The following is a 25,775-nucleotide window of genomic DNA, read 5'->3' as shown; positions in this document are numbered from 1 at the left end:
GGCCTCCGGGTTTCACCGCCGGAGCGGTGGGCACAGCCTCCGCGTGGACGAACGGTATCGACTGGTGGAACGGCTCGGCGTCGGCGGCATGTCCGAGGTGTGGCGCGCCCATGACCAGGTGCTCGCCCGGGACGTGGCGGTCAAGGTGCTCGCCCCCGGCGCGCCCGCCGACTCGCAACGCCCGGCCCGTATCCGGCTCGAGGCGCGCGCCGCCGCCGGCCTGCGGCACCCGAACATCGTCGAGGTCTACGACTACGGCGAGGCCACCGACGGCGCCGGCCAGGCCCGCCCGTACGTGGTGATGGAGCTGGTCGACGGCCCGACGCTGGACGACCTGCTCAAGGACCGGGCCCTGCCGTGGGCCGCCGCCACCCGGATCGGTGCGCAGGTCGCCGCCGCGCTCGCCGCCGCGCATGCCCGCGGGGTGGTGCACCGCGACGTGAAGCCCGGCAACGTGATGGTCACCCCGGACGGCGTGAAGCTGGTCGACTTCGGCATCTCGGCCGCCGCCGGCGCGGTCGACGAGACCGACGGCGAGGTGCTGGGCACCCCGGCCTACCTGGCCCCGGAACGCCTCGACGGCGGCCCGGTCCGGGTCGCCACCGACGTGTACGCGCTCGGCCTGCTGCTCTACCGCGCGCTGGCCGGCCGGCTGCCGTGGACCGGTTCGACGGTGACCCAGATGGTCGGGAACCACCTCTACGTCGACCCGGCGCCGCTGCCCCGCATCGCCGGGCTGCCGTCCCGGGTGGCCGAGCTGGTGCGGCGCTGCCTGGCCAAGCGTCCGGGGGACCGGCCGAGCGCGGCGGAGGCGGCCCGGATCCTCGGTGCGGCCGTGGGCCAGCCCGTTCCGGAGCCGCTGGCCCTGCCGACCGTCGCCGTCCAGGCCGGCGCGCCGACCGTCGCCCTGACGGTGCCGGCTCCCCGCCGTCCCCGCCGGCCCCGCCGCCCGGGGCTGCTGATCGCCGCGGGGGTTGCGGCGGTGGCGATGATGTCGTCGTACACCTGGTGGCCCTCGGGCACGCCCCGGTCGGCCGAGGCCGAGGCCTCGACGGTGCCGTCCGCGTCCGCCCCGGCGTCGTCGAGTGCCACGCCGGCGCCGAAGCCGTCCGGGACGACGACCGACCGCCCGACCGGCCGCCGGACGACGGTGACCAGGCCGGTGGTGGCCACCAAGGCCAGGCCCAAGCAGGCGCCCGAGCCCAAGCTGGCGCCCGGACCCAAGCAGGCGTCCAAGCCCAAGGGCGGGCCCAAGGACGACGCCAAGCACGGGCCCTCCGGGCCCAAGGGCCCGGAAAAGGTGAAGGCGAAGTCCGGCGGCAAGGGCAAGGGCTGACCCTCAGGCCAGCCGCCGGTACTCCTGCGGGCTCATGCCACGCTCGCGTTTGAACGCCGCGCTCAGGGCGAACGCGCTGCCGTAGCCGACCCGGCGGGCCACCGCCCCGATCGTCGACTCCGGCTCGCGCAGCAGGTCCGCCGCCAGCGTCAGCCGCCAGGTGGTCAGGTAGCTCATCGGTGGTTCGCCGACCAGCTCGGTGAAGCGCCGGGCCAGCGCCGAACGCGAGACCCCGCACCGCTGGGCCAGGGTCGCCACCGTCCACGCCTCGGCCGGTTCCTCGTGCAGCAGCCGCAGGACCGGTCCGACCACGGTGTCGTTCCGGGCCCGGTACCAGGCCGGTGCCCCGGACTCCGGCGCGGCCAGCCAGCCCCGCACCACCGCCACCAGCAGCAGGTCCAGGATGCGGTCCAGAACCAGCTCCTGGCCGGGCTCCGGGCGGGAGATCTCGGCGGCGAGCAGCTCCACCGGTCCGGCCGCGCCCGGGCGCACCAGCAGCGGCGGCAACGCGTCGAGCAGCCGCCGGCTCACCTCGGTGCGCAACTGGTAGGTCCCGGTCAGCAGCAGAGTGCTGCCGTCCGGTCCGTCGCCCCAGGTCCGGCCGCCGGCGTCGACCGTGGCGGTCCGGTCGGGGCCGGCCAGCGTGGTGCACGTCTGTCCGGGACCGATCAGCGTCTGCCACGGCGTGCCCGGATCGTCGGCGACGGTGTAGTGGCCCGGCCCGCGGACCAGCGCCACGTCGTACGGGTGCAGCAGCACCGGCGCCCCGTCGTCGGGCAGCACCCAGGCCGACCCCCGCACCAGCGTCATCACGGTCAGCGGCGCCTCGTCCTCGATCCGCAGTGCGTACGGCGGTGCGAGCAGCGACCGCAGCAGGAACGCCCCCCGCGCCCGCGGCCCGTCCAGCAGCCCGGTCAAGGTGTCCACCCGGTCACCGTAGCGCCACGTCCCAGACGCCGGTGGCCGCCGTGGCCCGCGCGTAGTCGGCGAAGTCCCGTGGCGGGCGGCCCAGCGCGCGTTGCACCCCGTCGGCGAGGCCGGCGTTGCGACCGTCGGTGATCATGTGGAACAGCTCGCCGAGATCCTCGGGCAGGCCGTGCTCGCGCAGCACCGCGGTGAACTCCTCGGGCCGCAACGCCACGAAGCCCAGCGGCCGGCCGGTGGCCTTGGCGATCTCGGCGGCCGCGTCGGCGAAGGTGAGCAGGCGGGGGCCGGTCAGCTCATAGGTCTGCCCGGCGTGCCGCGCGTCGGTGAGCGCGGCCACCGCCACCTCGGCGATGTCGTCCGCGTCGGTGAACGGCTCCGCGGCGTCGCCCACGGGCAGCGCCAGCTCGCCGGAGAGCACGGCGTCGAGCAGGAAGCCCTCGCTGAAGTTCTGGTTGAACCAGCTGGAGCGCACGACTGTCCACTCCAGACCCGAACGGCGTACGGTGTCCTCACTGAGGAGCGCCTGCGGTTCACCCCGCCCGGAGAGCAGGACCAGCCGGCGTACGCCGCGGGCTGCCGCCCGGTCCACCAGGGCGGCGACCGTCTCCGCCGCACCGGGCAGCGCGAGGTCGGGATAGAAGCTGAGGTAGGCCGCGTGGACGCCGTCGAGGGCGGCGTCCCAGGTCTGCGGCCGGTCCCAGTCGAACGGGGGCCGGGCCGAGCGCGAGCCGAGCCGTACGGGCCGGCCCTGCCGGGTGAGCAGGGACGCGATCCGCCGGCCGGTCTTGCCCGTGCCGCCGAGCACCAGAGTTGTCATGCCCCGAGTCAACCGCCACGCACCGGGACGGGCCATGGTCCGGAGTCGCCCGTCCATACGCGAGCGTCCACAACCGCCGATCGACTTTCGTACGGGGCACGGAAAAGTTTTGATCGCACATGGAGAACTTTCTTCATATCGAGCCTTTCCTTTGTCCCGCGCCCTGGGCTAGCGTCGCCTCACGTAACACGGAAGACACATGGTGTTAGCGGAAGTACGTCTCTGCCTGCGATCGGAAGGGATGCCGTATGCGCACGGGAATCTGGTTGATCGGCGCACGCGGCTCGGTCGCCGTGACCGCCATGGTCGGCGCCACCGCCCTGCGGGCCCGCCTGGTCGAGCCCACCGGCTGCGTCACCGAGCTGCCACAGCTGCGCAGCGCGGCCCTGCCCGGCTGGGGTGAGCTGGTCTTCGGCGGCCACGACATCGTCACCACGCCGGTGCTGAAGAAGGCCGACGCGCTGGCCGCCGCCGGTGTCGTGCCCGGCCGGCTGGTCGCTGCTCTGGCCGACGAGCTGACCGCGATCGAGAGTGACCTGCGGCCGCTGCCCGCCGCGCCGACCCAGGCCGGCACCGCCGAGCGGATCGCCGCCGACCTGCGCCAGTTCCGGGCCCGGCACGAGCTGGCGCAGATCGTGGTCATCAACGTGTCGACCACCGAGCCGCTGCCGGAGCCGCACCCCGCGCACACCTCGCTCACCGCGCTGACCGGGGCGCTGGACGGGCCCGACCCGGTCCTGCCGCCCAGCGCGCTGGCCGCGTACGCCGCCTTCACCGCCGGTTGCGCCTTCATCGACTTCACCCCGTCCACCGGCGCGCGTCTGCCCGCGCTGGCCGAGCTGGCCGAGAGCGCGGGCGTGCCGTACGCGGGCAACGACGGCAAGACCGGCGAGACGCTGGTCAAGTCAGTGCTGGCGCCGATGTTCGCGCTGCGCAACCTGCGGGTGCGCAGCTGGTCGGGGATCAACCTGCTGGGCGGCGGCGACGGCGCGAACCTGGCCGACCCCGCCGCCAACGCCGCCAAGGTGGCGAGCAAGCAGCGGGTGCTGGGCGACGCCCTGGGCTACCAGCCCGAGGGCACCAGCCGCATCGACTACGTGGCCGAGATCGGCGACTTCAAGACGGCCTGGGACCTGGTCACCTTCGAGGGCTTCCTGGGCACCGGCATGCGGATGGAGTTCACCTGGCACGGCTGCGACTCCGCGCTGGCCGCCCCGCTGGTGCTGGACCTGGCCCGGATGACCGCCGCCGCGCACCGGGCCGGGCGGGCCGGGCCGCTGAGCGAGCTGGGCTTCTTCTTCAAGGACCCGCTGGGCGCCGGGCCGTCCGCGCTGGCCGAGCAGTGGGCCACGCTCGCGGCGTTCGCCGCGGGGCTGACGCGATGAAGGCGCCGCTGCGTACCCTCGCGGAGCTGGTCCGGGCCCCGGCCGCGCTGTCCGTGCCGGGTGATGTGGTGGCCGGCGCGGCCGCGGCCGGCACGCTCAGCGCCCGCACCGCGGGACTGGCCGGCGCGTCGGTCTGCCTCTACTGGGCCGGCATGGCCGCCAACGACTGGGCCGACCGCGACCTCGACGCGGTCGAACGACCCGAGCGCCCGATCCCGTCCGGCCGGATCTCGGCCCCGGCGGCGCTGGGCATCGCCGCCGGGCTCACCGCGGCCGGCCTGGCCGTCGCCGCGAAGGCCGGGGGAGCGCGGACCCTGACGGTGGCCGTGCCGCTGGCCGCCGCGGTCTGGGCCTACGATCTGCGGGCCAAGAACACCGCGGCCGGACCGGCGGGCATGGCCGCCTGCCGCGCCCTCGACGTCCTGCTCGGCGCGACCCCCGGCGATCCGGTACGGGCCCTGCCGGCCGCCCTGGCCGTCGCCGCCCACACGTACACGGTGACCGAGCTGTCCCGCCGCGAGGTCTCGGGCAGCGACAGCTCCACTCTGCCCGCCACGACACTGGGAGCCACCGTGGCTCTGGCGGCGGCCGTCGCGTCCCGCGGCACCGCGGCGACCGGCCTGCTCGCGGGCGAATACGTGACCAGCTACGGGCGCGCCCAGGCCCGCCTGTTCACTGAACCCGGCGCTGCCACCGTGCGCGCGGCGGTCGGCGCGGGCATCACCGCGCTGCCGTCGTTGCAGGGCGCCCTCACCGCCCGGGCCGGCCGCGGCTGGACCGGCCTCGCGCTCGCCGCCGCCGCGCCGCTCGCCCGGCTGCTCGCCCGCAAGGTCTCACCCACATGACCGGGCTGCGGTTCGGCTACGGCACGAACGGGTTCGCCAACCACCGCCTGGCCGACGCGCTCACCGTGATCGCCGGGCTCGGCTACACCGGGGTGGCGCTGACGCTCGACCACGACCACCTCGACCCGTTCGCGCCCGGCCTGGCCGCCCGGGTGACCCGGACCGCCGACCAGCTCCGCGACCTGGGCCTCGCGGTCGTCATCGAGACCGGCGCCCGCTATCTGCTCGACCCCTGGCGCAAACACGCGCCCACGCTGCTGCACGACGATCGCAAGCTGCGGCTCGACTTCCTGCGGCGGGCGGTCGCGGTGGGCGCGGACCTGGGGGCCGAGGCCGTCTCGTTCTGGGCCGGCGTACGCCCGGACGACGTCGACGAGCGCACCGCCTGGCACCGGCTGGTCGACGGCTGCGCCGAGGTCACCGAGGCAGCGACCGCGGCATCCGTGCCGCTCGGTTTCGAGCCCGAGCCGGGCATGCTGGTGGCCGACATCGCGGACTGGCGGCGGCTGCACGCCGAGCTCGGGGCCCCGGCGATGTTCGGCCTCACCCTCGACATCGGACACTGCCGGTGCCTGGAGCCCGACCCGGTGCCCGACTGCGTGACCGCGGTCGCCGGGCACCTGGTCAACGTGCAGATCGACGACATGGTCCGGGGCGTGCACGAGCACCTCGAGTTCGGCACCGGCGAGATCGACTTCCCGCCGGTGCTGCGGGCCCTTCGTGAGAGCGGTTACCGAGGTCTGGTCGCCGTCGAACTGCCTCGGCACTCGCACGCCGCTCCGGCCGTCGCGCGCGAGTCCCTGGCCTTCCTGCGAGCGGCCGACGAGGAGGCGCGATGACCGCCTGCACCGAGCATCGCCCTGCGGGACCGGCCGACGGCCAGAAGGGCATCGCGAAGGAGGCTCAGCCATGACCCTTGACGACCTGCGCGCGGCACTGGCCGCCGTACCGGGACGGGACTGGCTGGATGACGCCCTGGCCCGCGTCCGCGCCGACCCGGACGCCGCCGGGCCGTTGTTCGCCCGCGCCGAGCGCAAGCTCGGCCGGGAGCCGCTGGCCGGCGACAGCGCCTGGACGGCCGGGCGGGCCGGGCGCGTCCTGCTGCTGGCCGAACTGGCCGACCCGCCGCGGATCGTGACCCTGTACCAGCAGGGGGACGCCGCCGAACGGCTCGCCGTGCTGGCCGCCCTGCCGCTGCTGGACATCGGCGACGCCGGGGTGCCGTTGCTGCACGACGCGTTGCGCACCAACGACACCCGGCTGGTCGCCGCCGCACTCGGCCCCTACGCCGCGCACCTGGACGCCGCGACCTGGCGCCAGGGTGTGGTCAAGTGCGTCTTCATGGGCGTCCCGCTCAGCGCGGTCGACCGGCTCGGCGACCGGGCCGACCAGGAACTGGCGGCCATGCTCGGGGCGCTGGCCACCGAACGCGCCGCCGCCGGCCGGCGCATGCCGGACGACGCGCTCGCCCTGCTCAACCGGCTCACCGTCGCCAACACCTCGAGGAAGCAGGCGTGATGCGCATCTTCGACCCGCACATCCACATGACCTCGCGCACCACCGACGACTACCGGGCGATGGCCGCCCACGGCGTGCAGGCCGTGGTGGAGCCGGCGTTCTGGCTCGGGCAGCCGCGTACCAATCCGGGTTCGTTCGCCGACTACTTCGACTCGCTGATCGGCTGGGAGCCGTACCGGGCGGCCCAGTTCGGCATCCGGCACCACGCCACGCTGGCCCTGAACCCCAAGGAGGCCAACGATCCGCGCTGCCGGGGCGTGCTCGACCTGCTGCCGCGCTACCTCGACAAGGACGGCGTGGTCGCGGTCGGCGAGATCGGCTACGACTCGATGACCCCGGCCGAGGACGAGGCCTTCGCCGCCCAGCTCGCCCTGGCGATCGAGTACGAGCTGCCCGCGCTCGTGCACACCCCGCACCGGGACAAGGCCGCCGGCACCAAGCGCACCCTCGACGTGGTGGCCGAGTCCGGCATCGAGCCCGGCCGGGTCGCCGTCGATCACCTCAACGAGGTCACCGTCGGCCTGGTCCGCGACTCCGGCTGCTGGCTGGGCTTCTCCATCTACCCGGAGACCAAGATGTCGCCGCCGCGGATGGTGGAGATCATCAAGGCGTACGGCACCGAGCGGATCCTGGTGAACTCGGCGGCGGACTGGGGTCACTCCGACCCGCTGCTGACCGTGGAGACCGGCAAGGCGCTGCTGGCCGCGGGCTTCACCGCCGACGACGTGGACCGGGTGCTGTGGCGCAACCCGATCGAGTTCTACGGCCAGTCCGGCCGCCTCGACCTGTCCGCGACCACGCCGGGCCCGTCCTTCGCCGGCAGCTCGATAGCCCGCGGAGGCAGCTGATGCGGCTGCGTCATCGCGACGGGCAGACCGTGCACCTGTCCTACTGCACCAACGTGCACGCCGCCGAGGACCTCGCCGGCATCCTGGAGCAGCTCGACACGTACGCGGTGCCGATCCGGGAACGGCTCGGCACCGACGTGCTCGGGCTCGGCCTGTGGCTGGCCGCACCGGTCGCGGCGGGGCTCGCCTCCGACGTCGCCGACCGGCAACGGTTGCGCCGGGAGCTCGACGCGCGCGGGCTGGAGGTGGTCACTCTCAACGGGTTCCCGTACCAGGCGTTCCAGGCGCCGGTGGTGAAGCACGCCGTCTACCAGCCCGACTGGAGCACGGCGCAGCGGCTCGCGTACACCCTGGACCTGGCCCGGGTCCTCGCCGACCTGCTGCCGGCCGGCGCCGCCCGGGGTTCCGTCTCCACCCTGCCGCTGGCCTGGCGCGACCCCTGGAACGCGGGCCGGGCCGCCGACTGCCGGCACAACCTGGACGAGCTCGCCCGCTCGCTGGCCCTGCTGGACCGCCAGATCCGGGTCGCCTTCGAACCCGAGCCGGGCTGCGTCATCGAGAACACCGTCCAGGCGGCGGAACTGCTCGCCGGCGCCGACACCACCCGTCTCGGCGTCTGCCTCGACCTCGCGCACCTGGCCTGCTCCTGGGAGGAGCCCGCCGACGCGCTGCGCCACCTCGCCGACGCGGGCCTGCCGATCGTCAAGGTGCAGGTCTCGGCCGCGCTGGCCAGTGCCGATCCGCGCGCCGACGCCGCCGTGCTGGGCGAGTACGTCGAACCGCGGTTCCTGCACCAGACCAGGGGCCCGCGGGGACTGTCCACGGACGACCTCGACGAGGCCCTCGCGCTGCCCGGCGCGAGTGACCAGCCCTGGCGGGTGCACTACCACGTGCCGTTGCACGCGCCGCCCGTACCGCCGCTGCAGAGCACCGTCGGGGTGCTCGTCGACTCGCTGCGGCTGCTGGTGGGCGGTCCCGAGGCGTTGTGCGACCACTTCGACGTGGAGACGTACACCTGGCATGTGCTGCCGCCGGCCTCGCGCCCGCACGGCCCGGCCGAGCTCGCCGCCGGGATCGCGTCCGAGCTGTATTTCGCCCGGGCCCAGCTCACCGCGCTGGGTCTCACCGCCGATCAAGGAGTGACGTCGTGAAGCCCGTGGTCGTCCTGGACGTCGTCGGCCTGACGCCGCGGCTGCTCGAGCACATGCCGCGCCTGGCCCGGCTGGCCCGCACCGGATTTCAGGCCCCGCTCGGCACCGTGCTGCCGGCGGTCACCTGCTCGGTGCAGTCCACCTTCCTCACCGGCACGCTGCCCGCCGAGCACGGCATCGTCGGCAACGGCTGGTACTTCCGCGACCTCGGCGAGGTGCTGCTCTGGCGGCAGCACAACGCGCTGGTGCAGGGGGAGAAGCTGTGGGACGCGGCCCGGGCGCGCCGCCCCGGCTTCACGGTGGCCAACGTCTGCTGGTGGTACGCGATGGGCGCCGACGTGGACTGGACCGTCACGCCCCGGCCGATCTACCACGCCGACGGGCGCAAGGACCCGGACTGCTACACGTACCCGCCGGAGCTGCACGACCAGCTCACCGCCGAGCTCGGCACGTTCCCGCTGTTCAGCTACTGGGGGGCCAACGCCGGGCTGCCCTCGTCGGCCTGGATCTGCCGGGCCGCCGAGCAGATCATGGACCGCCACCAGCCCGACCTGACCCTGGTGTACGTCCCGCACCTGGACTACGACCTGCAACGCCACGGCCCGTCCTCGCCGCAGGCCGCCGCGGCCGCCGCCGAGCTCGACGTCACCCTGGGCCCGCTGCTGGACGCCGCCGCGGCCCGGGACGCCACCGTCGTGGTCCTCTCCGAGTACGGCATCACGGACGTCTCCCGCCCCGTCGACATCAACCGGCTGCTGCGCGCCGAGGGCCTGCTGGAGGTGTACACCCAGGCCGGCATGGAGTACCTCGACCCGTGGCGGTCGCGGGCGTTCGCCGTCGCCGACCACCAGATCGCCCACGTCTACGTCCGCGACCCCGCCGACATCCCGGCCGTGGCCAAGCTCTGCGCCGCGCTGCCCGGGGTCGCCGAGGTCCTCGACGCCGGCGCCCAGGCCGGACACGGGCTCGACCACGCCCGCTCCGGTGAGCTGGTGCTGGTCGCCGAGCCGGACGCCTGGTTCACGTACTACTACTGGCTGGACGACGCGGCCGCCCCGGACTTCGCCCGGCTGGTCGAGATCCACCGCAAGCCCGGCTACGACCCGGCCGAGCTGTTCTTCGACCCGGCCGGACCCGGCGCCGCCAAGGGCCGGGCCGCGGTGGCTCTGCTGCGCAAGAAGGCCGGCATGCGGTACATGATGAGCGTCGTGGGCCTGGACGCCGGCGCCCGCGCGGTCCGCGGCTCGCACGGCCGGCTGCCCACCGACCCGCGGGACGCGCCGGTGCTGATCTGCTCCGACGCCTCCGCCGCCCGGGAGTCGATCGAGGCCGTCGAGGTGAAGGAGCTGCTGCTCACCCTGGCCGGCCTGCCGTCATGAGCGTCGGCACCGATCCGGGCACCGACGCCGAGCTGGCCCGCCGGTGCGAGGCCGCGCTGGTCGCGTACCTGGACCGGCAGCGGCCGCACTGGCCGGACGGCACCCCGGCGGGTGTGCTCGACGCGGTCCGCCGGTTCGTGCTCTCCGGCGGCAAACGGCTGCGCCCGATGTTCTGTTACTGGGGCTGGCGTGGCGCCGGGCAGCCGGACACCCCGCAGATCGTCATCGCGGCGGCCGCCCTGGAGCTGTTCCACGCGTTCGCGCTGATCCACGACGACATCATGGACGGCAGCACCCTGCGCCGTGGCCAGCCGACCGTGCACCGGCACTTCGCCGAGGTGCACACCCGGCACTCGTGGCGCGGCGAGGCCACCCGCTACGGCCACAGCGCGGCGCTGCTCTGCGGCGACCTCTGCGCGGCCTGGGCCGACCACATGCTGCACGAGTCGGGCCTGCCGATCGACTGGATCCACCGCGGCTACCGGCTCTTCACGGTGATGCGCACCGAGGTCATCGCCGGGCAGTACCTGGACCTGGTCTCCGGCGTGGGCGACGGCTCGGTGGCGGGCGCCCTGACCGTCATCCGGATGAAGGCGGCCCGCTACACGGTGACCCGCCCGCTGCAGATCGGCGCGGCGCTGGCCGGTGGCGATCCGGCGCTGCAGGACGCGTTGCAGGCGTTCGGGGACCCGCTGGGCGACGCCTTCCAGCTGCGCGACGACGTGCTGGGCGTCTTCGGCGACCCGGCCGTCACCGGCAAACCGGTCATCGACGACCTGCGCGAGGGCAAGCCCACCGTGATGGTGGCGATGGCCCGGGACCGCGCCGACCGCGCCCAGGCGGCCCGGATCCGCCGGCTCTTCGGCGATCCCGAGCTGGACGAGGCCGGTGCGACGGAGCTGCGGTCGATCATCACCGCTACCGGCGCCCGGGAACGCACCGAGGACCTCATCGCGCAGCGCGCCGGCCAGGCGACGGCCGCTCTCGCCGACGCGCCCCTGACCGGTGAGGCCCGCGAGGCCCTCGCCGGGCTGGCCGCCTCCGCGGTGGTCCGCCGGCACTGAGCCGTCACCGCGCGCGCCGCACCGCCGTGGCGAGGGCCGCCGTCATCGCGATGATCGCGCAGGCTCCCGCGGCACCGGCCAGCGGCTGCCACGGCACGACCAGCGGCGACCACACCGACAGCCGGCCCAGCGCGGCCCAGATGCCCGCCAGGTTGAGCAGCGTGACGGTCACCCCGAGCACCGCACCGACCCCGACCACCAGCAGGGCTTCGACGGTGACCAGCCGCAGCAGTTGACCGCGGGTCGCCCCGGCCAGGCGCAGCGCGGAGAACTCCGGCACCCGGCCCGTGGTGGCCATGACGAGCGTGTTGGCGAGCGCGATGGCCGTGTAGAGCAACGCGATGCCGAGCACCACCAGAAAACCCACCCGGGTCGGCCGACCGGTGCCTGGCGCCTGCTCGGCGAGCCACTGCTCCCGGCTCAGGCCGAGCCCGGTCACCAGGGACGGCTCCGGGACGGTCATCTCCAGGCGGTCCGGTGCCACGCCCGGCGCGTTGGCCTGGGTCACGTACGCGCCGTCGCTGCCCGTACCGGCCGCGAGGACCGCCGCGATGCGCAATGTCCTCGGTGTCCCGTCGCCCAGCCACACGTCGATCCGGCTGCCCACCGTGTGCCGGGCCCACTCGTCGGTGACCACGATGCTGGAGTCGTCCAGCTCGGCCAGGCTGCCCGCGACCACCGGCAGCCGCCGGACCGACGCCAGCGCGCCCGCGTCCACGGCCGACGCCGGGAAGCCGACCAGCGCCACACCGTCCTCCAGGACGTAGACCGCCGTCTGCGCGCTGGTCATGACGGTGGCACCCGGTACGGCCCGGGCCTTTGCCACCGTGGCGGCGTCCGGTCGCTCGACGATCAGGTCGGCCCGGGTCCGCTCGCGCAGCTCGGTGGCCTTGGCGGTGGTGATGGTGGCCGTCGCGCCCAGCAGCGACCCGGTCAACGCGACCGTGATCAGCACCGGCGCCGCCATCGCCGCGGTGCGCCGGATCCCCGCGGCGGCGTTCTCGCGGGCCAGCAGGCCGGTCACGCCGGGCAGCCGGACGGCGCGGACCAGCGGCCGGACCACGAGCGGCGCCAGCAGGGCGACGGCGGTGATCAGCAGCATCGGCTGAGTGGTGTAGGTCTTGCGGTGAAGGGCTTCGCCGGGTTCCACGACCACGCGCCAGATCAGCAGCCCCAGGCCGGTCGCCAGCACCACCGCACCCGCGATCCGGCGTCCCGGCGGCATGCTGCCGGTGTCCACGGCGGCTTCCCGCAGCGCCGCCAGCGGCCCGACCCGCCCGGCCCGTACGGCGGCGGTCACCGCCCCGGCCAGCGCCACCAGCAGCCCGGTCCAGAAAGCCACGTGGAACGGCCAGCGGTGCGCGCCGATGACGAACCACGGCGGCGCCAGCCGTTCGTCGACGAGCAACCGGGCCAGCAGCGGCGCACCCCGGGCGCCCAGCCCACAGCCCGCGGCCGACGCCAGCACCCCGACCACCGCCGCCTCCGCGAGCACCATCCGGCCCACCTGACCCGGCGTCGCCCCGGCAGTCCGCAGCAGACCGAGCTCCCGGCGGCGCTGGGCGACCGCGAAGGCGAACGTGGACGCCACCACGAACACCGACACGAACATGGTGATCCCGCCGGCCGTGCCGAGCAGGGCGTTCACCGTCATCAGCGCCTCGGCGTCGCGATCGGGGTCGGGATCGGCCCGCCGCCGCTCGTCGCCGGTCAGCACCTGGATCCCCGGCGCGGCCCCGATCAGCGCCCGGACCGGACCGGGATCGGCGGCCACGACGAGGTTGTCGATCCGCGGGGACAAGCGCGCGGCCGCCGCGTCGGTGAAGAACACGGCCCGCTCGTACCCGGCCGGCTCGACCGTCCCCACCACGCGGCGGTCCTGCACCTCCGAGCCGAGCAGCGCCGGCTCCCCGCTCACCACGATCTCGCCGTCGGCGGCGGGGGAGCGGCCCGCCGTGAGCCGGTAGCCGCCGAACCGGGCCACCGACCACGGATGACCGGTGAAACCGTCGCGCACGGCGAACGACCGGTCCGCGACAGTCGGCACGGCCGCCGCCAGCCGCGCGGCGACCCCGGCCGGGACGCCCCGGTAGTTCGCGAGCGGCCGGTGCTTGTCACCGACCCGTAACTCGTCCGGTCCGCGGACCACGACGGGGGCGCCGGCCAGCCGTTCCGGCCGCTGCCCGGGAGTGTCCAGGGTGGACGCGAGCGCGAGGCCCATGGTGGCCAGCAGGGCCACGCCGAGCGTCAGGGCGACGAAACTGCCGGTCAGCGTCGCCCAGCGGGTACGCAGGCTCGCCAGTGTCACGATCATCGCTTCACCCTGCCGACGCCGGCGCCACCGCACAGTCTCCCGGAGAGGAGTCTTCCCGGTAGCGCTGGCACTACGGTCTACGGTGTGCCGCGTGAACGTGTGGCAGGCACTGGGCAGCCGGCGGTTCCTGCTGTCCGCGTGGCCGTGGCGCGCCGCGGCCTATCTGCTCGGCGGCGCCCTGACCGGCGCTCTGGTGCTGCTCGCCGGGCTGCTGTTGCTGACCGCCGGGGCGCTGGTCGTGCTGGGCCCCGCCGCATTCGCCCTGACCGGCCTGCCGGTCGCGCGGGCCGAACGCCGGGCCCGGCGGCTCCTCGACGACCGGCCACTGCCGGACGCGCACCGCACACCGCCCCGGCCGGGCCTGCGGTCCTGGCTGTACACCCGCTACACCGAACCGGTCACCTGGCGCGAGCTCGGCCACGCGCTGCTGCTCGCCCTGCTCTGGCCGTTCGACGTGCTCGCGGTGGTGCTCACCGTCGCGGTGCCGCTGGCGCTGCTCGCCACCCCGGTCCTGCTGGGCGTGGACGGCGAGCAGGTCAACGTGCTCAAGGCCTGGCCGGTCACCTCGTGGCCGCTCGCGGTGGCCGTCGCCGCCCTCGCCGGGCCGGTGTTCGTGCTGGCCGCGTACGGGATGACGGTTTATGCCGGGGCCCGCGCCGCGCTGGCCCGGACCCTGCTCACCGGCCCGGACGCGCGCATCACCGAGCTGACCCGCTCCCGGGTCCGGCTGGTCGACGCCTTCGAGGCCGAACGCGCGCGCATCGAACGGGACCTGCACGACGGCGCCCAGCAGCGGCTGGTCGCGCTGACCATGATGCTCGGGCTGGCCCGCCTCGACGCGCCCGCCGGTCCGCTCACCACCCGGCTGGCCCGGGCCCAGGACGAGGCCGAGCGGGCCCTGACCGAGCTGCGCGAGCTGATCCGCGGCATCCACCCGCCGCTGCTGACCGATTTCGGCCTGCCCGCCGCGGTGGCCGAGCTCGCCGACCGCTCGGTGCTCCCGGTCGCCGTCGGCCTGGACCTGCCCGGCCGCTTCCCGGCCCCGATCGAGTCGACCGCCTGGTTCGTCGTCTGCGAGGCGGTGGCCAACCTGACCCGGCACAGCGGCGCGGCCCAGGCGGAGATCACCGGCGGCTACGCGGACGGCCTGCTGACCGTCCGGGTACGCGACGACGGCCGCGGCGGCGCCGACCCGGACGGCGGCACCGGACTGCTGCGGTTGGGTGACCGGGTGTCCGTGGTCGATGGGAGACTGACCCTGTCCAGCCCGCCCGGCGGCCCGACCGTCCTGACCGTGGAGCTCCCGTGCCGGCCACTGCCACCCTGCGCGTAGTCCTCGCGGAGGACAGCGTCCTGCTCCGCGAGGGACTGGCCGGGCTGCTGGCCCGGTTCGGTCACGAGGTCGTGGCCGCGATCGACGACGCCGCCGCGCTGCCCGAGGCCGTCGCGACCGGTCGCCCCGACATCGTGGTGACCGACGTGCGGATGCCGCCCGGCTTCACCGACGAGGGCCTGCGCGCCGCGGTCGAGCTGCGCCGCCGCCACCCGGCCCTGCCGATCCTGGTCCTGAGCCAGTATGTGGAGACCACCTACGCCACTCACCTGCTCGAATCCGGCGACGGCACCGGCGTGGGCTACCTCCTCAAGGACCGGATCGGCCGGGTCGAGGAGTTCGTCGAGGCGCTGCACCGGGTCGCGGACGGCGGCACGGTCGTCGACCCGGAAGTCGTACGGCAGCTGCTGCGCCGCCGCCGGGACCCGCTGGGCGCGCTCACACCCCGGGAGCGGGAGGTGCTCGCGTTGATCGCGGAGGGCCGCTCCAACGCGGCGATCGCGGCGCGGCTGGTCGTCACCGAGGCGGCCGTGGCCAAGCACATCCGGGCCATCCTGCAGAAACTCGACCTGCCCCAGGACGAGCAGGACCACCGTCGCGTGCTGGCCGTCCTCGCCTACCTACGCGCCTGACCCCTACTCCCGCCGGAGGGACCATGTCCGCTGACCGCGTCGCGTACCGCAAGGGTCTGCACGAGATCGCCGAGGGCGTGCACGCCTGGCTCGCCCCCGACGGCGGCTGGGGCCTGAGCAACGCGGGCCTGATCGAGGGCGCCGGCAGCACGCTGCTCGTCGACACCCTCTTCGACCTGCCGATGACCCGCGAGATGCTCACCGCGATGGCCCCGGTCACCGACCGCAGCCCGCTGCGCCACGCGGTCAACACCCACGCCAACGGCGACCACTGCTACGGCAACGCGCTGCTGCCGGCCGGCACGGTCATCCACGCCGGCCCGCACTTCGACGACGATCTGCACGAGGTGCCGCCGGCGTTGCTGGCCCAGCTCATGACCGCGGAACTGGGCCCGGTGCTCGGCCCCTACCTGCGGCGCAACTTCGGCGCGTACACCTTCGCGGACATCCCGGTCCGCGGCGCCGACGAGACGGTCACCGCGCCCACCACGCTGGAGGTCGGCGGCCGGGCTGTCGAGGTGCTGCCGCTCGGGCCCGCGCACACCCGCGGTGACGTGGTCGTCTGGGTGCCGGACGCGCGGACACTGTTCGCCGGGGACCTGCTCTTCATCGGCGGCACCCCGATGATCTGGTCCGGGCCGGTCGGGAACTGGATCGCGGCCTGTGACCGGATGCTGGCCCTGGACCCGGTCACGGTCGTGCCGGGCCACGGCCCGGTCACCGGCCCGGACGGCATCCGCCAGGTCCGCGACTACCTGACCTTCCTGCACGGGTACGCCGTCAGCAGCATCGCCGCCGGCCGCACCTGGCGCGAGGCCGCCGCGGTCGTGGACCTCGGCCGTTACGCCGCCTGGGGCGAGACCGAGCGCACGGTCGCCAACCTGTACTGCGCCTACCGGTCGCTGGACCCGGCCACCGAGCCGATCACGCTGTTGGAACTCCTCACCGCGATGGCCGGCTGGCAGCGCCCCTGACCGACCGCGGGCTCGCGATCGGCCCGCGGTCCTTCGTCCTCGCTTGATCAGTCGCGGGTCGCGGTCACCGGCTGGTCGTCCTGGGTGGTTGCCGGGGCGTCCTCGGGCGGCAGGCCGGGCGCCGGCGGGGTGCCCGGGATCTCGCCGCGGGCCACCGCTCCCGGCGCGTGCTCGCGCTCGATGCCGGCCGCGGCGTAGGCGTCCGCCTCGTCCAGCGTCTCCGCCTCCAGCAGCCGGTGCGCCAGTGCGCTCAGCTGCTCGCGGTGCCCCCGCAGCAGGCTCAGCGCCTCGTCGTAGCACTCGTCCACGATCTTGCGGACCTCGGCGTCGACAAGCTCCTTGGTGGCCGGCGCGACACCGTCCAGGCCCAGCGGCGACTCGCTGCCCGGCGGCGGCAGCACGGTCACCGGGCCGATCGCCTCGGACATGCCCCAGCGGCCCACCATCTGCCGGGCGATGCTGCTGACCTGGTCGAGGTCGCTCTCGGCGCCGGTGGTCATGTCGCCGTAGACGACCTCCTCGGCCGCCCGGCCGCCGAGCGCGCCGATGATCCGGCCCCGCAGATACTTCGCCGAGTAGCCGTACCGGTCGGCCGAAGGGCTCTGGAACGTCACGCCCAGGGCCTGCCCGCGCGGGATGATCGAGATCTTGCGGACCGGGTCGGCGCCCGGCGTGAGCATGCCGAGCAGCGCGTGGCCGGACTCGTGGAACGCTGTGCGTTCCTTCTCCTGCGGGGTCAGCATGATGCCGCGGACCGTGCCGAGCACGATCTTCTCCAGCGCGTCACTGAAGTCGGCCACGGCCACCTGCTCGTGCTTGCGCCGGGCGGCCAGCAGCGCCGCCTCGTTCACCAGGTTCTTCAGGTCGGCGCCGACCATGCCCGGCGTCGCGGAGGCGATCGCGCCCAGCTCCACCTCGGGCGCCACCGGCACACCGCGGGTGTGCACCTCGAGGATCTTGCGCCGGCCGCTGAGGTCGGGCGGGCTGACCGTGACCCGGCGGTCGAACCGGCCCGGGCGCAGCAGCGCCTGGTCGAGGATCTCCGGCCGGTTGGTGGCCGCCAGCACGACGACGCCCTCGCTGCCGGTGAAGCCGTCCATCTCGGTGAGGATCTGGTTGAGGGTCTGCTCGCGTTCGTCGTTGCCGCCGAGCGACTGCGCGCCGCCGCGGGCCCGGCCGATCGCGTCCAGCTCGTCGATGAAGATGATGGCCGGGGAGACCTTCTTGGCCTGCTCGAACAGGTCTCGCACCCGGCTGGCGCCGACCCCGACGATCATCTCGATGAACTCGGAGGCGGAGATCGAGAAGAACGGCACCTTGGCCTCGCCGGCCACCGCCCGGGCCAGCAGCGTCTTGCCCGTGCCGGGCGGGCCGGACAGCAGCACGCCGTGCGGGATCTGCGCGCCGAGCCTGCGGTACTTCTCCGGCTCGCGCAGGAAGTCGACGATCTCGGTGACCTCCTGCTCCACCTCCTCGATGCCGGCCACGTCGGCGAACGTCGTCCGCGGGCCGCCCTCGGGTTGATAGAGCTTGGCCCGCGACTTGCCGAACCCGCCGATGCCGCCGCCGGCCCCGGCGGCGGCCCGGCGCAGGAACCAGATGAGCAGCCCGACCAGCAGCAGGGTCGGCCCGAAACCCAGCAGCACCTGCTGCCAGATCGGCCGCGGCGCGTCCGGCGGGTTGGCATTCACCGGTACGCCGTTCGCCTGCAACTTGGCGAACAGGTTGTCCTCGGCGAACGACGGCCGCTGCGTGGTGAACCGGTCGACCTGCACGGCCTTGCCACCGACCGGCGTGTACGACGTCTTCTCGGTGAACGTGCCCTCGATGGTGTCGGCCGTCGAGGTGATGTCCGCGACGTTCTTCGCGTCGACCTGGGTCAGGAAGAACGTGTAGGAAACCGCGGTGCGCGGCTCGGGCGCCAGCAGGGTCGAGGAGATGATCCAGTTGAGCGCGAGCAGCACCAGCAGCATCCAGCCGAAGCGCTGCCAGGCCGGACGCGGGGTCTTGGCACCGTTGCTGCCCGGCGGGGCGCCCTCGACCCGCCACGGCGGCGGGGCGGGCGGACGGTCGTCGCCGGCGCGGCCGGAGCCGCCGGCACGGGACAGCGGCCCGCTGGGGCGACCGCTCTGCTCGGGCCCGGGGGTGCTCATGGTCGCGACGCTACTCGCGGTGGGTGCCCGGTTGCCCGCGACGTGATGAGGGCGACGCTCCTCGATTGTTCATCCAGAATTTCGCAACGTTCTCATGTTCCGTACCCGTCGTCTCCATCGAGGGGGCAACCATGATCGAACGAGAACGGCGCACCGCGTTCGCACGCCGTGACGCGGTGCGGGGACTCGCGGCCGGCACGCCGCGCGCCACCGCCGACGTCCGGGCCCGACGGCTCGCGGCGACCGCGGCACGCCTGCGGCCGGAGCGCGTCCTGAGCCGGGAGCGGGTGCTGTGAGCAAGCGTGCGAGCCGTGGAGCGCAGACGGCAGGGGAGCAGGGCGACAGCGCCCCCGCTCCGGCGAAGAAGGGCCGGACGAGGCGTTCGCCGCGCTGGGCGCTGTGGTGCGTCGTGGTCGGCGCGTTGCTGATGGCGGGCAGCGGGGCGGCGGTCGCGGGCACCCGGGTGCTGCTGGGCACGGCCACCGAGACGGTCACCCAACAGAACCTGCTGGGCGAGACGCGGGTGGAGACCAAGCGGGTCAGCGTCAAGGGCGCGAAGACGATCCTGCTGGTGGGCCTGGACACCCGGCCGAACCAGGATCCCAGCAAGCTGACCCGGTCGGACTCGATCATCCTGCTGCACATCCCGGCCGACCACAAACAGGCGTACCTGGTGTCGCTGCCACGCGACAGCTACGTACGCATCCCGGAATTCGACAACGGCGCCCAGCGGTACGCCGGCGGCCGCAACAAGATCAATTCAGCGTTCGCCTACGGCAGCCGGGGCCTGACCGGCGAGAAGGCGCTCACCGGCGGCTTCACCCTGCTGGCCAAAACGGTGAAGAGCCTGACCGGCATCACCCCCGACGCCGGCGCGATCATCGACTTCCAGGGCTTCCGCAAAGTGGTCGACGTTCTCGGCAAAGTCTGCATGTACGTGGACACCACCACGACATCGATCCACTACGGCCACGACAACAAGACGGGGAAGCTGACGGCGCCGTACCGCATCAACCCGGACGGCACGCTGCGCGCCAAGATCCGCGGCGTGACCCCGAACATCTACCGCAAGGGCAACCGCTGCTTCACCCCGTCAGAGGCCCTGGACTTCGTCCGCCAGCGTGACCTGCTGGAGGACGACAGCTACGACTACGGCCGCCAGCGTCACCAGCAGCAGTTCCTGAAGGCCCTGATCAAGAACATCATGGACAGCGGCCTGGACTCACCGACGAAGCTGCCCGGCCTGCTGAAGGCGGTCGGCAAGACCATGACGGTCGACGACGGCGGTATCCCGTTGCCGGACTGGGTGTTCGCGCTGCGGGGGATCCGCCCGGAGGACCTGATCACCATCAAGACGAACAACGGCAAGTTCAACAGCGAGACCATCCCGGGCGTGGGCAGCGCGGAGATCCTGAGCGACACGAGCATGGACCTGCTGAAGTCGGTGAAGACCGACACTGTCGACGAGTTCGTCCTGGCCAACCCCAGCTGGGTGACGCGCAGCTGACCGATGCCTGGCAGATCGGAGCGGTGTCTCACCCCGGATCTATGTGGGAGAGGTACTCGCGTACTTCGGCCGCCGACCAGGCGCCGTCGGCCAGCATGCGCCGCACCATCGCTTCGTAACCGGCCAGTTGCTCGGATGCTGATGGCGTCCGATTTGCTTCCCACAGGTCCTTGAAACGGTGAGTCCAGCCGTCGACCCGTTTGAACTGCACCGTACTGCGACCGGTCCGGTAGTCCACGGTCGCCTGCTGCTCTTCGATCAGAACGGCGGCCCCCGCGAACACGACGAAATCAACCGCGTGTGTGGGGTCGATGCGCTCGAAGACCGCCATGCCACAGGCCACACCTATGTTCCGGTGCCGGTGTACGACGTCGAGCAGGTCCTGTGCGAAGTCCCGCGAAGCCAGATCCGATTCTCGACAGATGAACACTCGATGCACCGCTCCGCCGGACCTTATCAGCTCTCTGTTCGACGTCAGGTAGTCCTGCCTCGTCTTGAGAATGTCGGGGTTGCTGGTGAGATCGGTCGCGTAGACCTGTTTGGCGTCGTCTGTGGATTCCGCCAGCGCGTGAAAGAGCGTGACGCTGACGGCTCGCACATCGGATCCGAAGACGCGAAGTATTCCGTCAGCCATGTCCTCGATGTCGGAGAGGCGTCTTCCGACCACGTCGCGCTGCACCTTCTCGTAGAATCGAGGATGCGCCATCTCGCCAGGATTGCCTCGCGGTGCCATGATCTTGCTCTGCTTGGCCAGGAACTCGCGAACAATCAACGCTGCGATAATCAACGCGCTCAGCACGAGCAGCAAATTTTTGGCATTCCCATTCTTGCTGATCAGGCCGACGGCCGGCACCGCAATGCCGATGAGTCCTACTACGGTGCCTGTGGTGGGATCAGAAAGGAGGCCCCTGATTCCTCCGTGTCTTCGCCCACTCATATTGCCGAGTACCCGCTACCGGGAACGACCATGGCAGTGTGCCCCTTCCGACCCCTTCGAGGCTGCTCCAGCGGGTTGGTCCTTCTAGCGTCGGCTGTTTGTCGGCGCCTGTCCAGCGAGCGCCTGTCGCGTGGGTGACAGCGAACGCCGGCGTGGCCATAGGCCTGCGCGCGGTCATCCCGATCAGACCATCCCCTGTACCTCGTTCGTGTTCACGTCTCAGTCGAGCCGGCGGCTCGCAACGTCGAGCTGAGGACCAGGGGCCGCTGTAACGGATCTGGCCTCAGAAGGCGGGCCGTCAGCTGTTCCGGGTGACCGAGAATCGAGGCTGAGGCGGTCCTCAATCGCACCCACCCGGAGCATCTGGGCCGCCGTGAAAGCGCATGATCGAGTCGGATCCGAATCCGGCAGGTCTGCCCGCTGTACGTTCTGGGTTCCCGACGCCCGACCCCGCGATCGCGAAAACCCGTCCGAGAGGTGCCGGCGCCCGCCCGGCCGTAGTGACCACGACTGTTATTGACGGCGTGCCGCCTTGAGAGGCGACAAGGCCTCCGGAGAGACCGTCGTGAACTCCACGCGGTTCATATCGGTAGCATGGAACTGACGTCGGTCAAGGCTTCGCACATGCCTTGTCCACCTTCTGGCCCGCCGCGTCGAACGCGGGACTCAGGGCCGCCTGCACCGGGTCGGCGGCACCGGCCGCCTTTGCAGCCTCGGCCGAGAGTCCCTCCAGCGCGTCGGCCAGCTCGCCGTCGCCGGACGCGGCGAGGTCGCTCAGCGTGGCAGCCAGGCCCGTCATCAGCTTCTTGCCTTCCGCCGGGGGCACCTTTCCGCCGGGAGCGACCACCCGTTTGAGATCCTCATTCAACGCCACCTTGGCCGCCGTCACCTTCTCGCACAGCGCCGTACCCCCTCCCTTCGCGGCGGCCGATGCCGACGCCGCAGGCCCGTCGCCGGAAGCGGAGCTGGGCGCCACGGACAACGAGGACGTCGCGGGCGCAGCCGTGCCGGTCTGCGGGGGCTCATCCGAGGAGCACCCGCTGAGGAGCGCAACGGCAACGGCACCGAGGGCCCAGGAGATCGTCAGTCGGTTCACAGTGCCCGACCCTACTGATGTTTGTCGATATCTGCTGGCTGCACCCTGGCGCCGCCGTCAGGCTCGAGACGGGCGCCGGTGCTCGGCCGCGATCTCGTGCAGCGCGTCGAGGACCGTGCGTACCGCGACCCGGTGCAGGTTCTCCGGGCGGGTGAGGACGTCGATCCGGCGCCCGACCGGCAGGTCGGCCAGCGGCCGCAGCGCCACGCCGGGATCGGGCCGGCTGGTGTAGCCGGGCAGCAGCGCGAGCCCGCCGCCCGCGGCCACGATCGCGGCCACGACGGTGAACTCGTTGACCCGGTGGACGATCTCGAGGGGCCGGCCGGCAGCCGCGGCGATCGCCGTCAGGACGCCTTCGATCGGGAATCCCTCGCGGACGCTGATCCACGGCTCGGCGGCGACGTCGTCGGCGGTGAGGGAGGTCTTCGAGGTGAGCCGGTGGCCGGCGGGCATCGCGACGTACAGCGGCTCGTGGACGAGCGGCACGACGGTGAGCCGGTCCGCCGGCCAGGGTGGGCTGTGGGCCAGCCGATGCGCCAGCACCAGGTCGTGGTCGGCGACCAGGGCCGGGAAGCCGGCCTGCGGCACGTCCTGGTCCGAGCACCGCAACGGTGGCAGGCCGGCCCGGCTGAGCAGCGGGCCGAAGTAGGTGAGCCCGGCGCTGTGGAAGGCGGCCACGGTGACCGGCACGGCCGGGTTGTCGAGGTACGCGTCCACGGCCCGCCCGGCCCGGTCGAGTGCGGTGGAGACCTCGATGGCCGCGGCGGCCAGGGCCCGGCCTGCTTCGGTCAGCACGAGGCGGCGGCCGCGGCGTTCGGTCAGCGGCACGCGCGCCGAGCGTTGCAGCGACCGGAGTTGCTGCGAGACGGCCGAGGGCGTGATGTGCATCGCTCGGGCGACGGCGGCGAGGCTTCCGCGGTCGCCGAGTTCCCTGAGCAGGCGCAAATGATGCAGATCCATTAGGCGTCACTACACCATCGGTTGAGAAGCTGGCGTCTTGTCTTCACGATAGACCGGCTCCAGGCTGCGACCATGTCGATACGCCGTAGCGATCTGTTGTTGCTGGCCGTGGCGGTGGTGTGGGGCAGCAGCTATCTGGTCGCCCAGACCCTCGTGCTGGTCGGTGGAGTGCTGGCTGTGCTGGCGCTGCGCTTTCTCGTCTCGGCGGTCGCGCTGGCGCCGGTCATGGCTGTGCGACGGCTGAGCCGCTCGGAGGTACGGGTCGGGGCGCTGCTGGGCCTCACCCAGGCGGCGGTGCTGGTGCTGGAGACGTACGGGGTGGCGCTGACCAGCGCGACCAACGCCGGGGTGCTGATCAGCCTGACGATCTTGCTGACGCCGGCGCTGGAGGGTGCCGTGCGCCGGCGGTGGCTGCCGCCCCGGTTCTTCGTGGCCGCGGCGGTGGCGGTGGCCGGCGTGGTGCTGCTCGTCGCCGGGCCGGGGCTGCGCGCACCGACGACCGGCGACGCGTTGATGCTGACTGCGGCCGTCGTTCGCGCGGCGCACGTCACGCTGTCCGGACGACTGACCGACGGCCGGCGGTACGACACGGTGACGCTCACCGGGCTGCAGATGATGGTCGGCGCGGTCCTGTTCACGGTCCTTGCGGCACCGGCTCTGCCCTCGGCGGTGCGGGCCTTCGGGCCGGGGCACTGGCTCGGCGTGCTGTATCTGGCGCTGGGCTGCAGCGTGTTCGCGTTCCTGGTGCAGCTGTGGGCGATCCGCCGTACGTCGGCGGCCCGCGCGAGCCTGCTGCTGGGCACCGAACCGGTGTGGGCCGTGCTGATCGGGGTGGGCGTGGCCGGCGAGCACCTGACCCCGATCGCCGTCGCCGGGATCACGCTCGTCCTGGCCGGCACGTACTACGGCCAGCGCGTCGAGGCCGACCACCGGGCGCTGGTCCCGGTCTGAACCGCAATGCGCCGGCGCGCCCCGGCCGGCAGCGCCGGCGGCGACACATCGCCATCGTCCAGTACCACTGCGACGGCAACCCATCCCTGTGGCGCACCTCCCTCGCCTGAACAAGAGCGCTCCAGCGACGGCTCGTCCGCACCCCAACGGACGAGCCACCGCATCCCCACCTCCCGCACAGGCCGAGGCCGAACCACGTGCCGAACCCCAACCTCACGGCAGCCCCCGGATACCACTGTGGATCCGCATGCAACCCCGCGCAGCCCCTCCCCGCCACGAACCGACCAACCGACCGCGAAACCTCGCCCAGCACCACACGCTGCACCCCGAAAACAGCGCCGAAGCGCCCGGCACGGCCGACGAGGACGATGCGTGGCCCGGCGCTCTGCCACACACGGATTCCGCAGCGTTGCCGGCGAGACGGCAGCGAACGGCTGACGGCGAATCGGCCACCACCCAGACGCCAATGGCATGCAACAGGTCTCAGATGAGACCGTCGGCGGGCCGGTAGCCCCACCAAGCAATCACCGAAACCGGCGAGGTGCGTACGCAAGACCCACCACTCAGGCCGGCCTGCCCGACAAAATCCCCCGCAATAACCACAGCGCGGCAGCCAGACCCCTCACCGCAAGGGGATCACCCAGGAAAGCGCAGCACCCAGCGACGAGCAACCAAAATCCAACCCGGAACAGGAAACCATGCAAGGTTGGGGGCAGGGGTGACCAAGAACGGCATAAATGCTCCTCAAGCCGATCTTGGTCACCCCTGCCCCCAACCGTCCAACAGCAAGCCGGCAAAAACCGCTCAAAGAACCCGGCATACTGCGAAAGCAGAGCAGGCAGATCAACAGCCGGTGTACGAGGAACAGCCCCCAGGACCGAACGCGGAGCCCAGCGTCACCGGAAGGCAACGAGTCCCGCCGAGCTGTTCCGCCACGTGCTTCTCGATCGCGGCCAGGGCGTTGTCGTCGAGCTGGTGGTCGGTGCGCATCCGGTCGACCAGGATCCGGATGGGGTCGTGCCGGGGACTGTCCGCCCGGGCGTACGTGCGGAAGTGCAGCAGCCGCGGCCCTGCTCCGGCCCGTACCGGATGCACCGCCGTCAGGGCCGCCCGGGTGACCGCCTCGATGTCCGCGCCGTCCACCGTGCCGGCCGGCAGGCCGTCCGGATCGGTCCCGTGCCGGCCCGCGCAGCAGAACAGTACGGGCAGCCGGTCGTCGATCGCCCGGCCCAGGCAGCTGGTCAGCCCGGGCGCCGCCTCGTCACCGACGAAGCAGACCGTCACCGCCGGCCGGTGCCGCCGGACGTCGTCGTGCGCGAGCTCCACGGCCAGGACCGGGCCGGCGGCCACGGTGTCGCCCGGGCCGAGCGCGGACCGCAGGCCCACCGCGATCGCCTCCTCGCCGCGGTGGGCGGGGTCCTGGTCGCCGGCGCGCAGCAGCAACATCCGGTGCAGGAGTTCGGTGCGTTGGGCCGCTGTCGCCGGATGTCTGCCGGTCATCGTGGACACCTCCGTCGGTGCGTCCCCCTGAGTGTCGGGGGCCGGCCGGGCGGCCGCCCCGGGGGGGGGGCCCGCCGCACGGCCGGGGGCCGGGGCGGCGGGGGGGGGCCCCCCGGCCGAGGGGGGGAGCGCACGCAGGGACACCCGA

At 73.2% G+C, this 25,775-nt stretch carries 23 protein-coding genes; 15 read left to right on the top strand and 8 right to left on the bottom strand.

The features are described 5' to 3' along the window. Positions 1-43: 43 nt before the first annotated feature. Positions 44-1,336, top strand: a complete 1,293-nt coding sequence (locus tag AB0C12_RS00115; protein WP_360542428.1) for a serine/threonine-protein kinase — start codon at positions 44-46, stop codon at positions 1,334-1,336. Positions 1,337-1,339: 3 nt separating this feature from the next. On the opposite strand, the gene AB0C12_RS00110 is transcribed toward AB0C12_RS00115, so the two are convergent. Together AB0C12_RS00110 and AB0C12_RS00105 are read right to left on the bottom strand one after the other, a co-directional pair. After that, the gene (locus AB0C12_RS00110) at positions 1,340-2,263 is read right to left on the bottom strand and encodes an AraC family transcriptional regulator (protein ID WP_360542426.1); all 924 of its coding nucleotides are present in this window, start codon (positions 2,261-2,263) and stop codon (positions 1,340-1,342) included. A 4-nt stretch (positions 2,264-2,267) separates the two neighbouring features. Further along, positions 2,268-3,080 carry an NAD(P)H-binding protein gene (locus AB0C12_RS00105; RefSeq protein WP_360542424.1) on the bottom strand — a complete coding sequence of 271 codons (813 nt, stop codon included), beginning with the start codon at positions 3,078-3,080 and terminating at the stop codon, positions 2,268-2,270. A 248-nt stretch (positions 3,081-3,328) separates the two neighbouring features. Between AB0C12_RS00105 and AB0C12_RS00100 the strand changes: the two genes are divergently transcribed. From AB0C12_RS00100 to AB0C12_RS00065, 8 genes are all read left to right on the top strand, one after another. Further along, the gene (locus tag AB0C12_RS00100; protein ID WP_360542422.1) at positions 3,329-4,465 is read left to right on the top strand and encodes an inositol-3-phosphate synthase; all 1,137 of its coding nucleotides are present in this window, start codon (positions 3,329-3,331) and stop codon (positions 4,463-4,465) included. Continuing rightward, positions 4,462-5,310, top strand: a complete 849-nt coding sequence (locus AB0C12_RS00095) for an SCO3242 family prenyltransferase (protein ID WP_360542420.1) — start codon at positions 4,462-4,464, stop codon at positions 5,308-5,310. The genes AB0C12_RS00100 and AB0C12_RS00095 overlap by 4 nt, the downstream gene beginning before the upstream one ends. Beyond that, positions 5,307-6,149, top strand: coding sequence for a sugar phosphate isomerase/epimerase family protein (locus AB0C12_RS00090; RefSeq protein WP_360542418.1), 843 nt, complete (start codon positions 5,307-5,309; stop codon positions 6,147-6,149). Before AB0C12_RS00095 ends, AB0C12_RS00090 begins: the two co-directional genes overlap by 4 nt. Before the next feature lie 70 nt (positions 6,150-6,219). Next, positions 6,220-6,828 (top strand): EboA domain-containing protein, encoded by a 609-nt coding sequence (locus AB0C12_RS00085; protein ID WP_360542416.1) that lies wholly within the window; start codon positions 6,220-6,222, stop codon positions 6,826-6,828. Next, a complete protein-coding gene (locus AB0C12_RS00080; RefSeq protein WP_360542414.1) occupies positions 6,828-7,676 on the top strand; it encodes a TatD family hydrolase in 849 nt (282 codons plus the stop codon). Before AB0C12_RS00085 ends, AB0C12_RS00080 begins: the two co-directional genes overlap by 1 nt. After that, complete coding sequence (eboE, locus tag AB0C12_RS00075; RefSeq protein ID WP_360542412.1) at positions 7,676-8,827, top strand: metabolite traffic protein EboE; 1,152 nt, start codon at positions 7,676-7,678, stop codon at positions 8,825-8,827. Before AB0C12_RS00080 ends, eboE begins: the two co-directional genes overlap by 1 nt. After that, complete coding sequence (locus AB0C12_RS00070) at positions 8,824-10,206, top strand: nucleotide pyrophosphatase/phosphodiesterase family protein (RefSeq protein ID WP_360542410.1); 1,383 nt, start codon at positions 8,824-8,826, stop codon at positions 10,204-10,206. Before eboE ends, AB0C12_RS00070 begins: the two co-directional genes overlap by 4 nt. After that, on the top strand, positions 10,203-11,270 hold the full coding sequence (locus AB0C12_RS00065) for a polyprenyl synthetase family protein (RefSeq protein ID WP_360542408.1): 1,068 nt from the start codon (positions 10,203-10,205) through the stop codon (positions 11,268-11,270). The genes AB0C12_RS00070 and AB0C12_RS00065 overlap by 4 nt, the downstream gene beginning before the upstream one ends. A 4-nt stretch (positions 11,271-11,274) precedes the next feature. On the opposite strand, the gene AB0C12_RS00060 is transcribed toward AB0C12_RS00065, so the two are convergent. Then, positions 11,275-13,584 carry an ABC transporter permease gene (locus AB0C12_RS00060; RefSeq protein WP_360542406.1) on the bottom strand — a complete coding sequence of 770 codons (2,310 nt, stop codon included), beginning with the start codon at positions 13,582-13,584 and terminating at the stop codon, positions 11,275-11,277. Positions 13,585-13,675: 91 nt separating this feature from the next. Between AB0C12_RS00060 and AB0C12_RS00055 the strand changes: the two genes are divergently transcribed. From AB0C12_RS00055 to AB0C12_RS00045, 3 genes are read left to right on the top strand one after another with little or no spacing between them, the layout of a single operon-like run. After that, on the top strand, positions 13,676-14,917 hold the full coding sequence (locus tag AB0C12_RS00055) for a sensor domain-containing protein (RefSeq protein WP_360542404.1): 1,242 nt from the start codon (positions 13,676-13,678) through the stop codon (positions 14,915-14,917). Further along, positions 14,890-15,549 carry a response regulator transcription factor gene (locus AB0C12_RS00050; RefSeq protein WP_360542402.1) on the top strand — a complete coding sequence of 220 codons (660 nt, stop codon included), beginning with the start codon at positions 14,890-14,892 and terminating at the stop codon, positions 15,547-15,549. The genes AB0C12_RS00055 and AB0C12_RS00050 overlap by 28 nt, the downstream gene beginning before the upstream one ends. A gap of 23 nt (positions 15,550-15,572) precedes the next feature. Next, entirely contained in the window at positions 15,573-16,523 is a 951-nt protein-coding gene (locus AB0C12_RS00045; RefSeq protein WP_360542400.1) for an MBL fold metallo-hydrolase, read from the top strand. A 47-nt stretch (positions 16,524-16,570) separates the two neighbouring features. Here the strand turns inward: AB0C12_RS00045 and ftsH are convergent, their stop codons facing one another. Next, positions 16,571-18,676, bottom strand: a complete 2,106-nt coding sequence (gene ftsH / locus AB0C12_RS00040; protein ID WP_360542398.1) for an ATP-dependent zinc metalloprotease FtsH — start codon at positions 18,674-18,676, stop codon at positions 16,571-16,573. Positions 18,677-18,807: 131 nt separating this feature from the next. Here ftsH and AB0C12_RS00035 point away from each other — a divergent pair, with 131 nt between their 5' ends. Beyond that, positions 18,808-18,972, top strand: coding sequence for a hypothetical protein (locus AB0C12_RS00035; RefSeq protein WP_360542396.1), 165 nt, complete (start codon positions 18,808-18,810; stop codon positions 18,970-18,972). Then, complete coding sequence (locus AB0C12_RS00030; RefSeq protein ID WP_360542394.1) at positions 18,969-20,183, top strand: LCP family protein; 1,215 nt, start codon at positions 18,969-18,971, stop codon at positions 20,181-20,183. The genes AB0C12_RS00035 and AB0C12_RS00030 overlap by 4 nt, the downstream gene beginning before the upstream one ends. A 28-nt stretch (positions 20,184-20,211) precedes the next feature. Here the strand turns inward: AB0C12_RS00030 and AB0C12_RS00025 are convergent, their stop codons facing one another. The 3 genes from AB0C12_RS00025 to AB0C12_RS00015 all read right to left on the bottom strand — a co-directional run bounded on the left by AB0C12_RS00025 (position 20,212) and on the right by AB0C12_RS00015 (position 23,176). Continuing rightward, complete coding sequence (locus tag AB0C12_RS00025) at positions 20,212-21,036, bottom strand: hypothetical protein (protein ID WP_360542392.1); 825 nt, start codon at positions 21,034-21,036, stop codon at positions 20,212-20,214. A gap of 694 nt (positions 21,037-21,730) precedes the next feature. After that, complete coding sequence (locus tag AB0C12_RS00020; protein WP_360542390.1) at positions 21,731-22,216, bottom strand: hypothetical protein; 486 nt, start codon at positions 22,214-22,216, stop codon at positions 21,731-21,733. A 57-nt stretch (positions 22,217-22,273) separates the two neighbouring features. Continuing rightward, positions 22,274-23,176, bottom strand: a complete 903-nt coding sequence (locus AB0C12_RS00015; RefSeq protein ID WP_360542388.1) for a LysR family transcriptional regulator — start codon at positions 23,174-23,176, stop codon at positions 22,274-22,276. Positions 23,177-23,248: 72 nt separating this feature from the next. Here AB0C12_RS00015 and AB0C12_RS00010 point away from each other — a divergent pair, with 72 nt between their 5' ends. Further along, positions 23,249-24,127: a DMT family transporter gene (locus tag AB0C12_RS00010; RefSeq protein WP_360542386.1), complete on the top strand. Its 879-nt coding sequence runs from the start codon at positions 23,249-23,251 to the stop codon at positions 24,125-24,127. Between the two features lie 843 nt (positions 24,128-24,970). Here the strand turns inward: AB0C12_RS00010 and AB0C12_RS00005 are convergent. Continuing rightward, entirely contained in the window at positions 24,971-25,627 is a 657-nt protein-coding gene (locus AB0C12_RS00005; protein WP_360542384.1) for a hypothetical protein, read from the bottom strand. Positions 25,628-25,775 lie beyond the last annotated feature (148 nt).

The organism is Actinoplanes sp. NPDC048967, from assembly GCF_040649415.1.
In the GTDB taxonomy this organism is placed as follows: domain Bacteria; phylum Actinomycetota; class Actinomycetes; order Mycobacteriales; family Micromonosporaceae; genus Actinoplanes.
Note: the sequence above shows the minus strand (reverse complement) of the source record. Positions and strands in the feature narration are given on the sequence as shown.

Bases quoted from the DNA above. Each gene is read 5' to 3' on its own strand.
- AB0C12_RS00105 (WP_360542424.1), bottom strand. From the start codon at position 3,080: ATGACAACTCTGGTGCTCGGCGGCACGGGCAAGACCGGCCGGCGGATC.
- AB0C12_RS00100 (WP_360542422.1), top strand. From the start codon at position 3,329: ATGCGCACGGGAATCTGGTTGATCGGCGCACGCGGCTCGGTCGCCGTG.
- AB0C12_RS00095 (WP_360542420.1), top strand. From the start codon at position 4,462: ATGAAGGCGCCGCTGCGTACCCTCGCGGAGCTGGTCCGGGCCCCGGCC.
- AB0C12_RS00090 (WP_360542418.1), top strand. From the start codon at position 5,307: ATGACCGGGCTGCGGTTCGGCTACGGCACGAACGGGTTCGCCAACCAC.
- AB0C12_RS00085 (WP_360542416.1), top strand. From the start codon at position 6,220: ATGACCCTTGACGACCTGCGCGCGGCACTGGCCGCCGTACCGGGACGG.
- AB0C12_RS00080 (WP_360542414.1), top strand. From the start codon at position 6,828: ATGCGCATCTTCGACCCGCACATCCACATGACCTCGCGCACCACCGAC.
- eboE (WP_360542412.1), top strand. From the start codon at position 7,676: ATGCGGCTGCGTCATCGCGACGGGCAGACCGTGCACCTGTCCTACTGC.
- AB0C12_RS00065 (WP_360542408.1), top strand. From the start codon at position 10,203: ATGAGCGTCGGCACCGATCCGGGCACCGACGCCGAGCTGGCCCGCCGG.
- AB0C12_RS00060 (WP_360542406.1), bottom strand. From the start codon at position 13,584: ATGATCGTGACACTGGCGAGCCTGCGTACCCGCTGGGCGACGCTGACC.
- AB0C12_RS00045 (WP_360542400.1), top strand. From the start codon at position 15,573: ATGTCCGCTGACCGCGTCGCGTACCGCAAGGGTCTGCACGAGATCGCC.
- ftsH (WP_360542398.1), bottom strand. From the start codon at position 18,676: ATGAGCACCCCCGGGCCCGAGCAGAGCGGTCGCCCCAGCGGGCCGCTG.
- AB0C12_RS00035 (WP_360542396.1), top strand. From the start codon at position 18,808: ATGATCGAACGAGAACGGCGCACCGCGTTCGCACGCCGTGACGCGGTG.
- AB0C12_RS00015 (WP_360542388.1), bottom strand. From the start codon at position 23,176: ATGGATCTGCATCATTTGCGCCTGCTCAGGGAACTCGGCGACCGCGGA.
- AB0C12_RS00010 (WP_360542386.1), top strand. From the start codon at position 23,249: ATGTCGATACGCCGTAGCGATCTGTTGTTGCTGGCCGTGGCGGTGGTG.
- AB0C12_RS00005 (WP_360542384.1), bottom strand. From the start codon at position 25,627: ATGACCGGCAGACATCCGGCGACAGCGGCCCAACGCACCGAACTCCTG.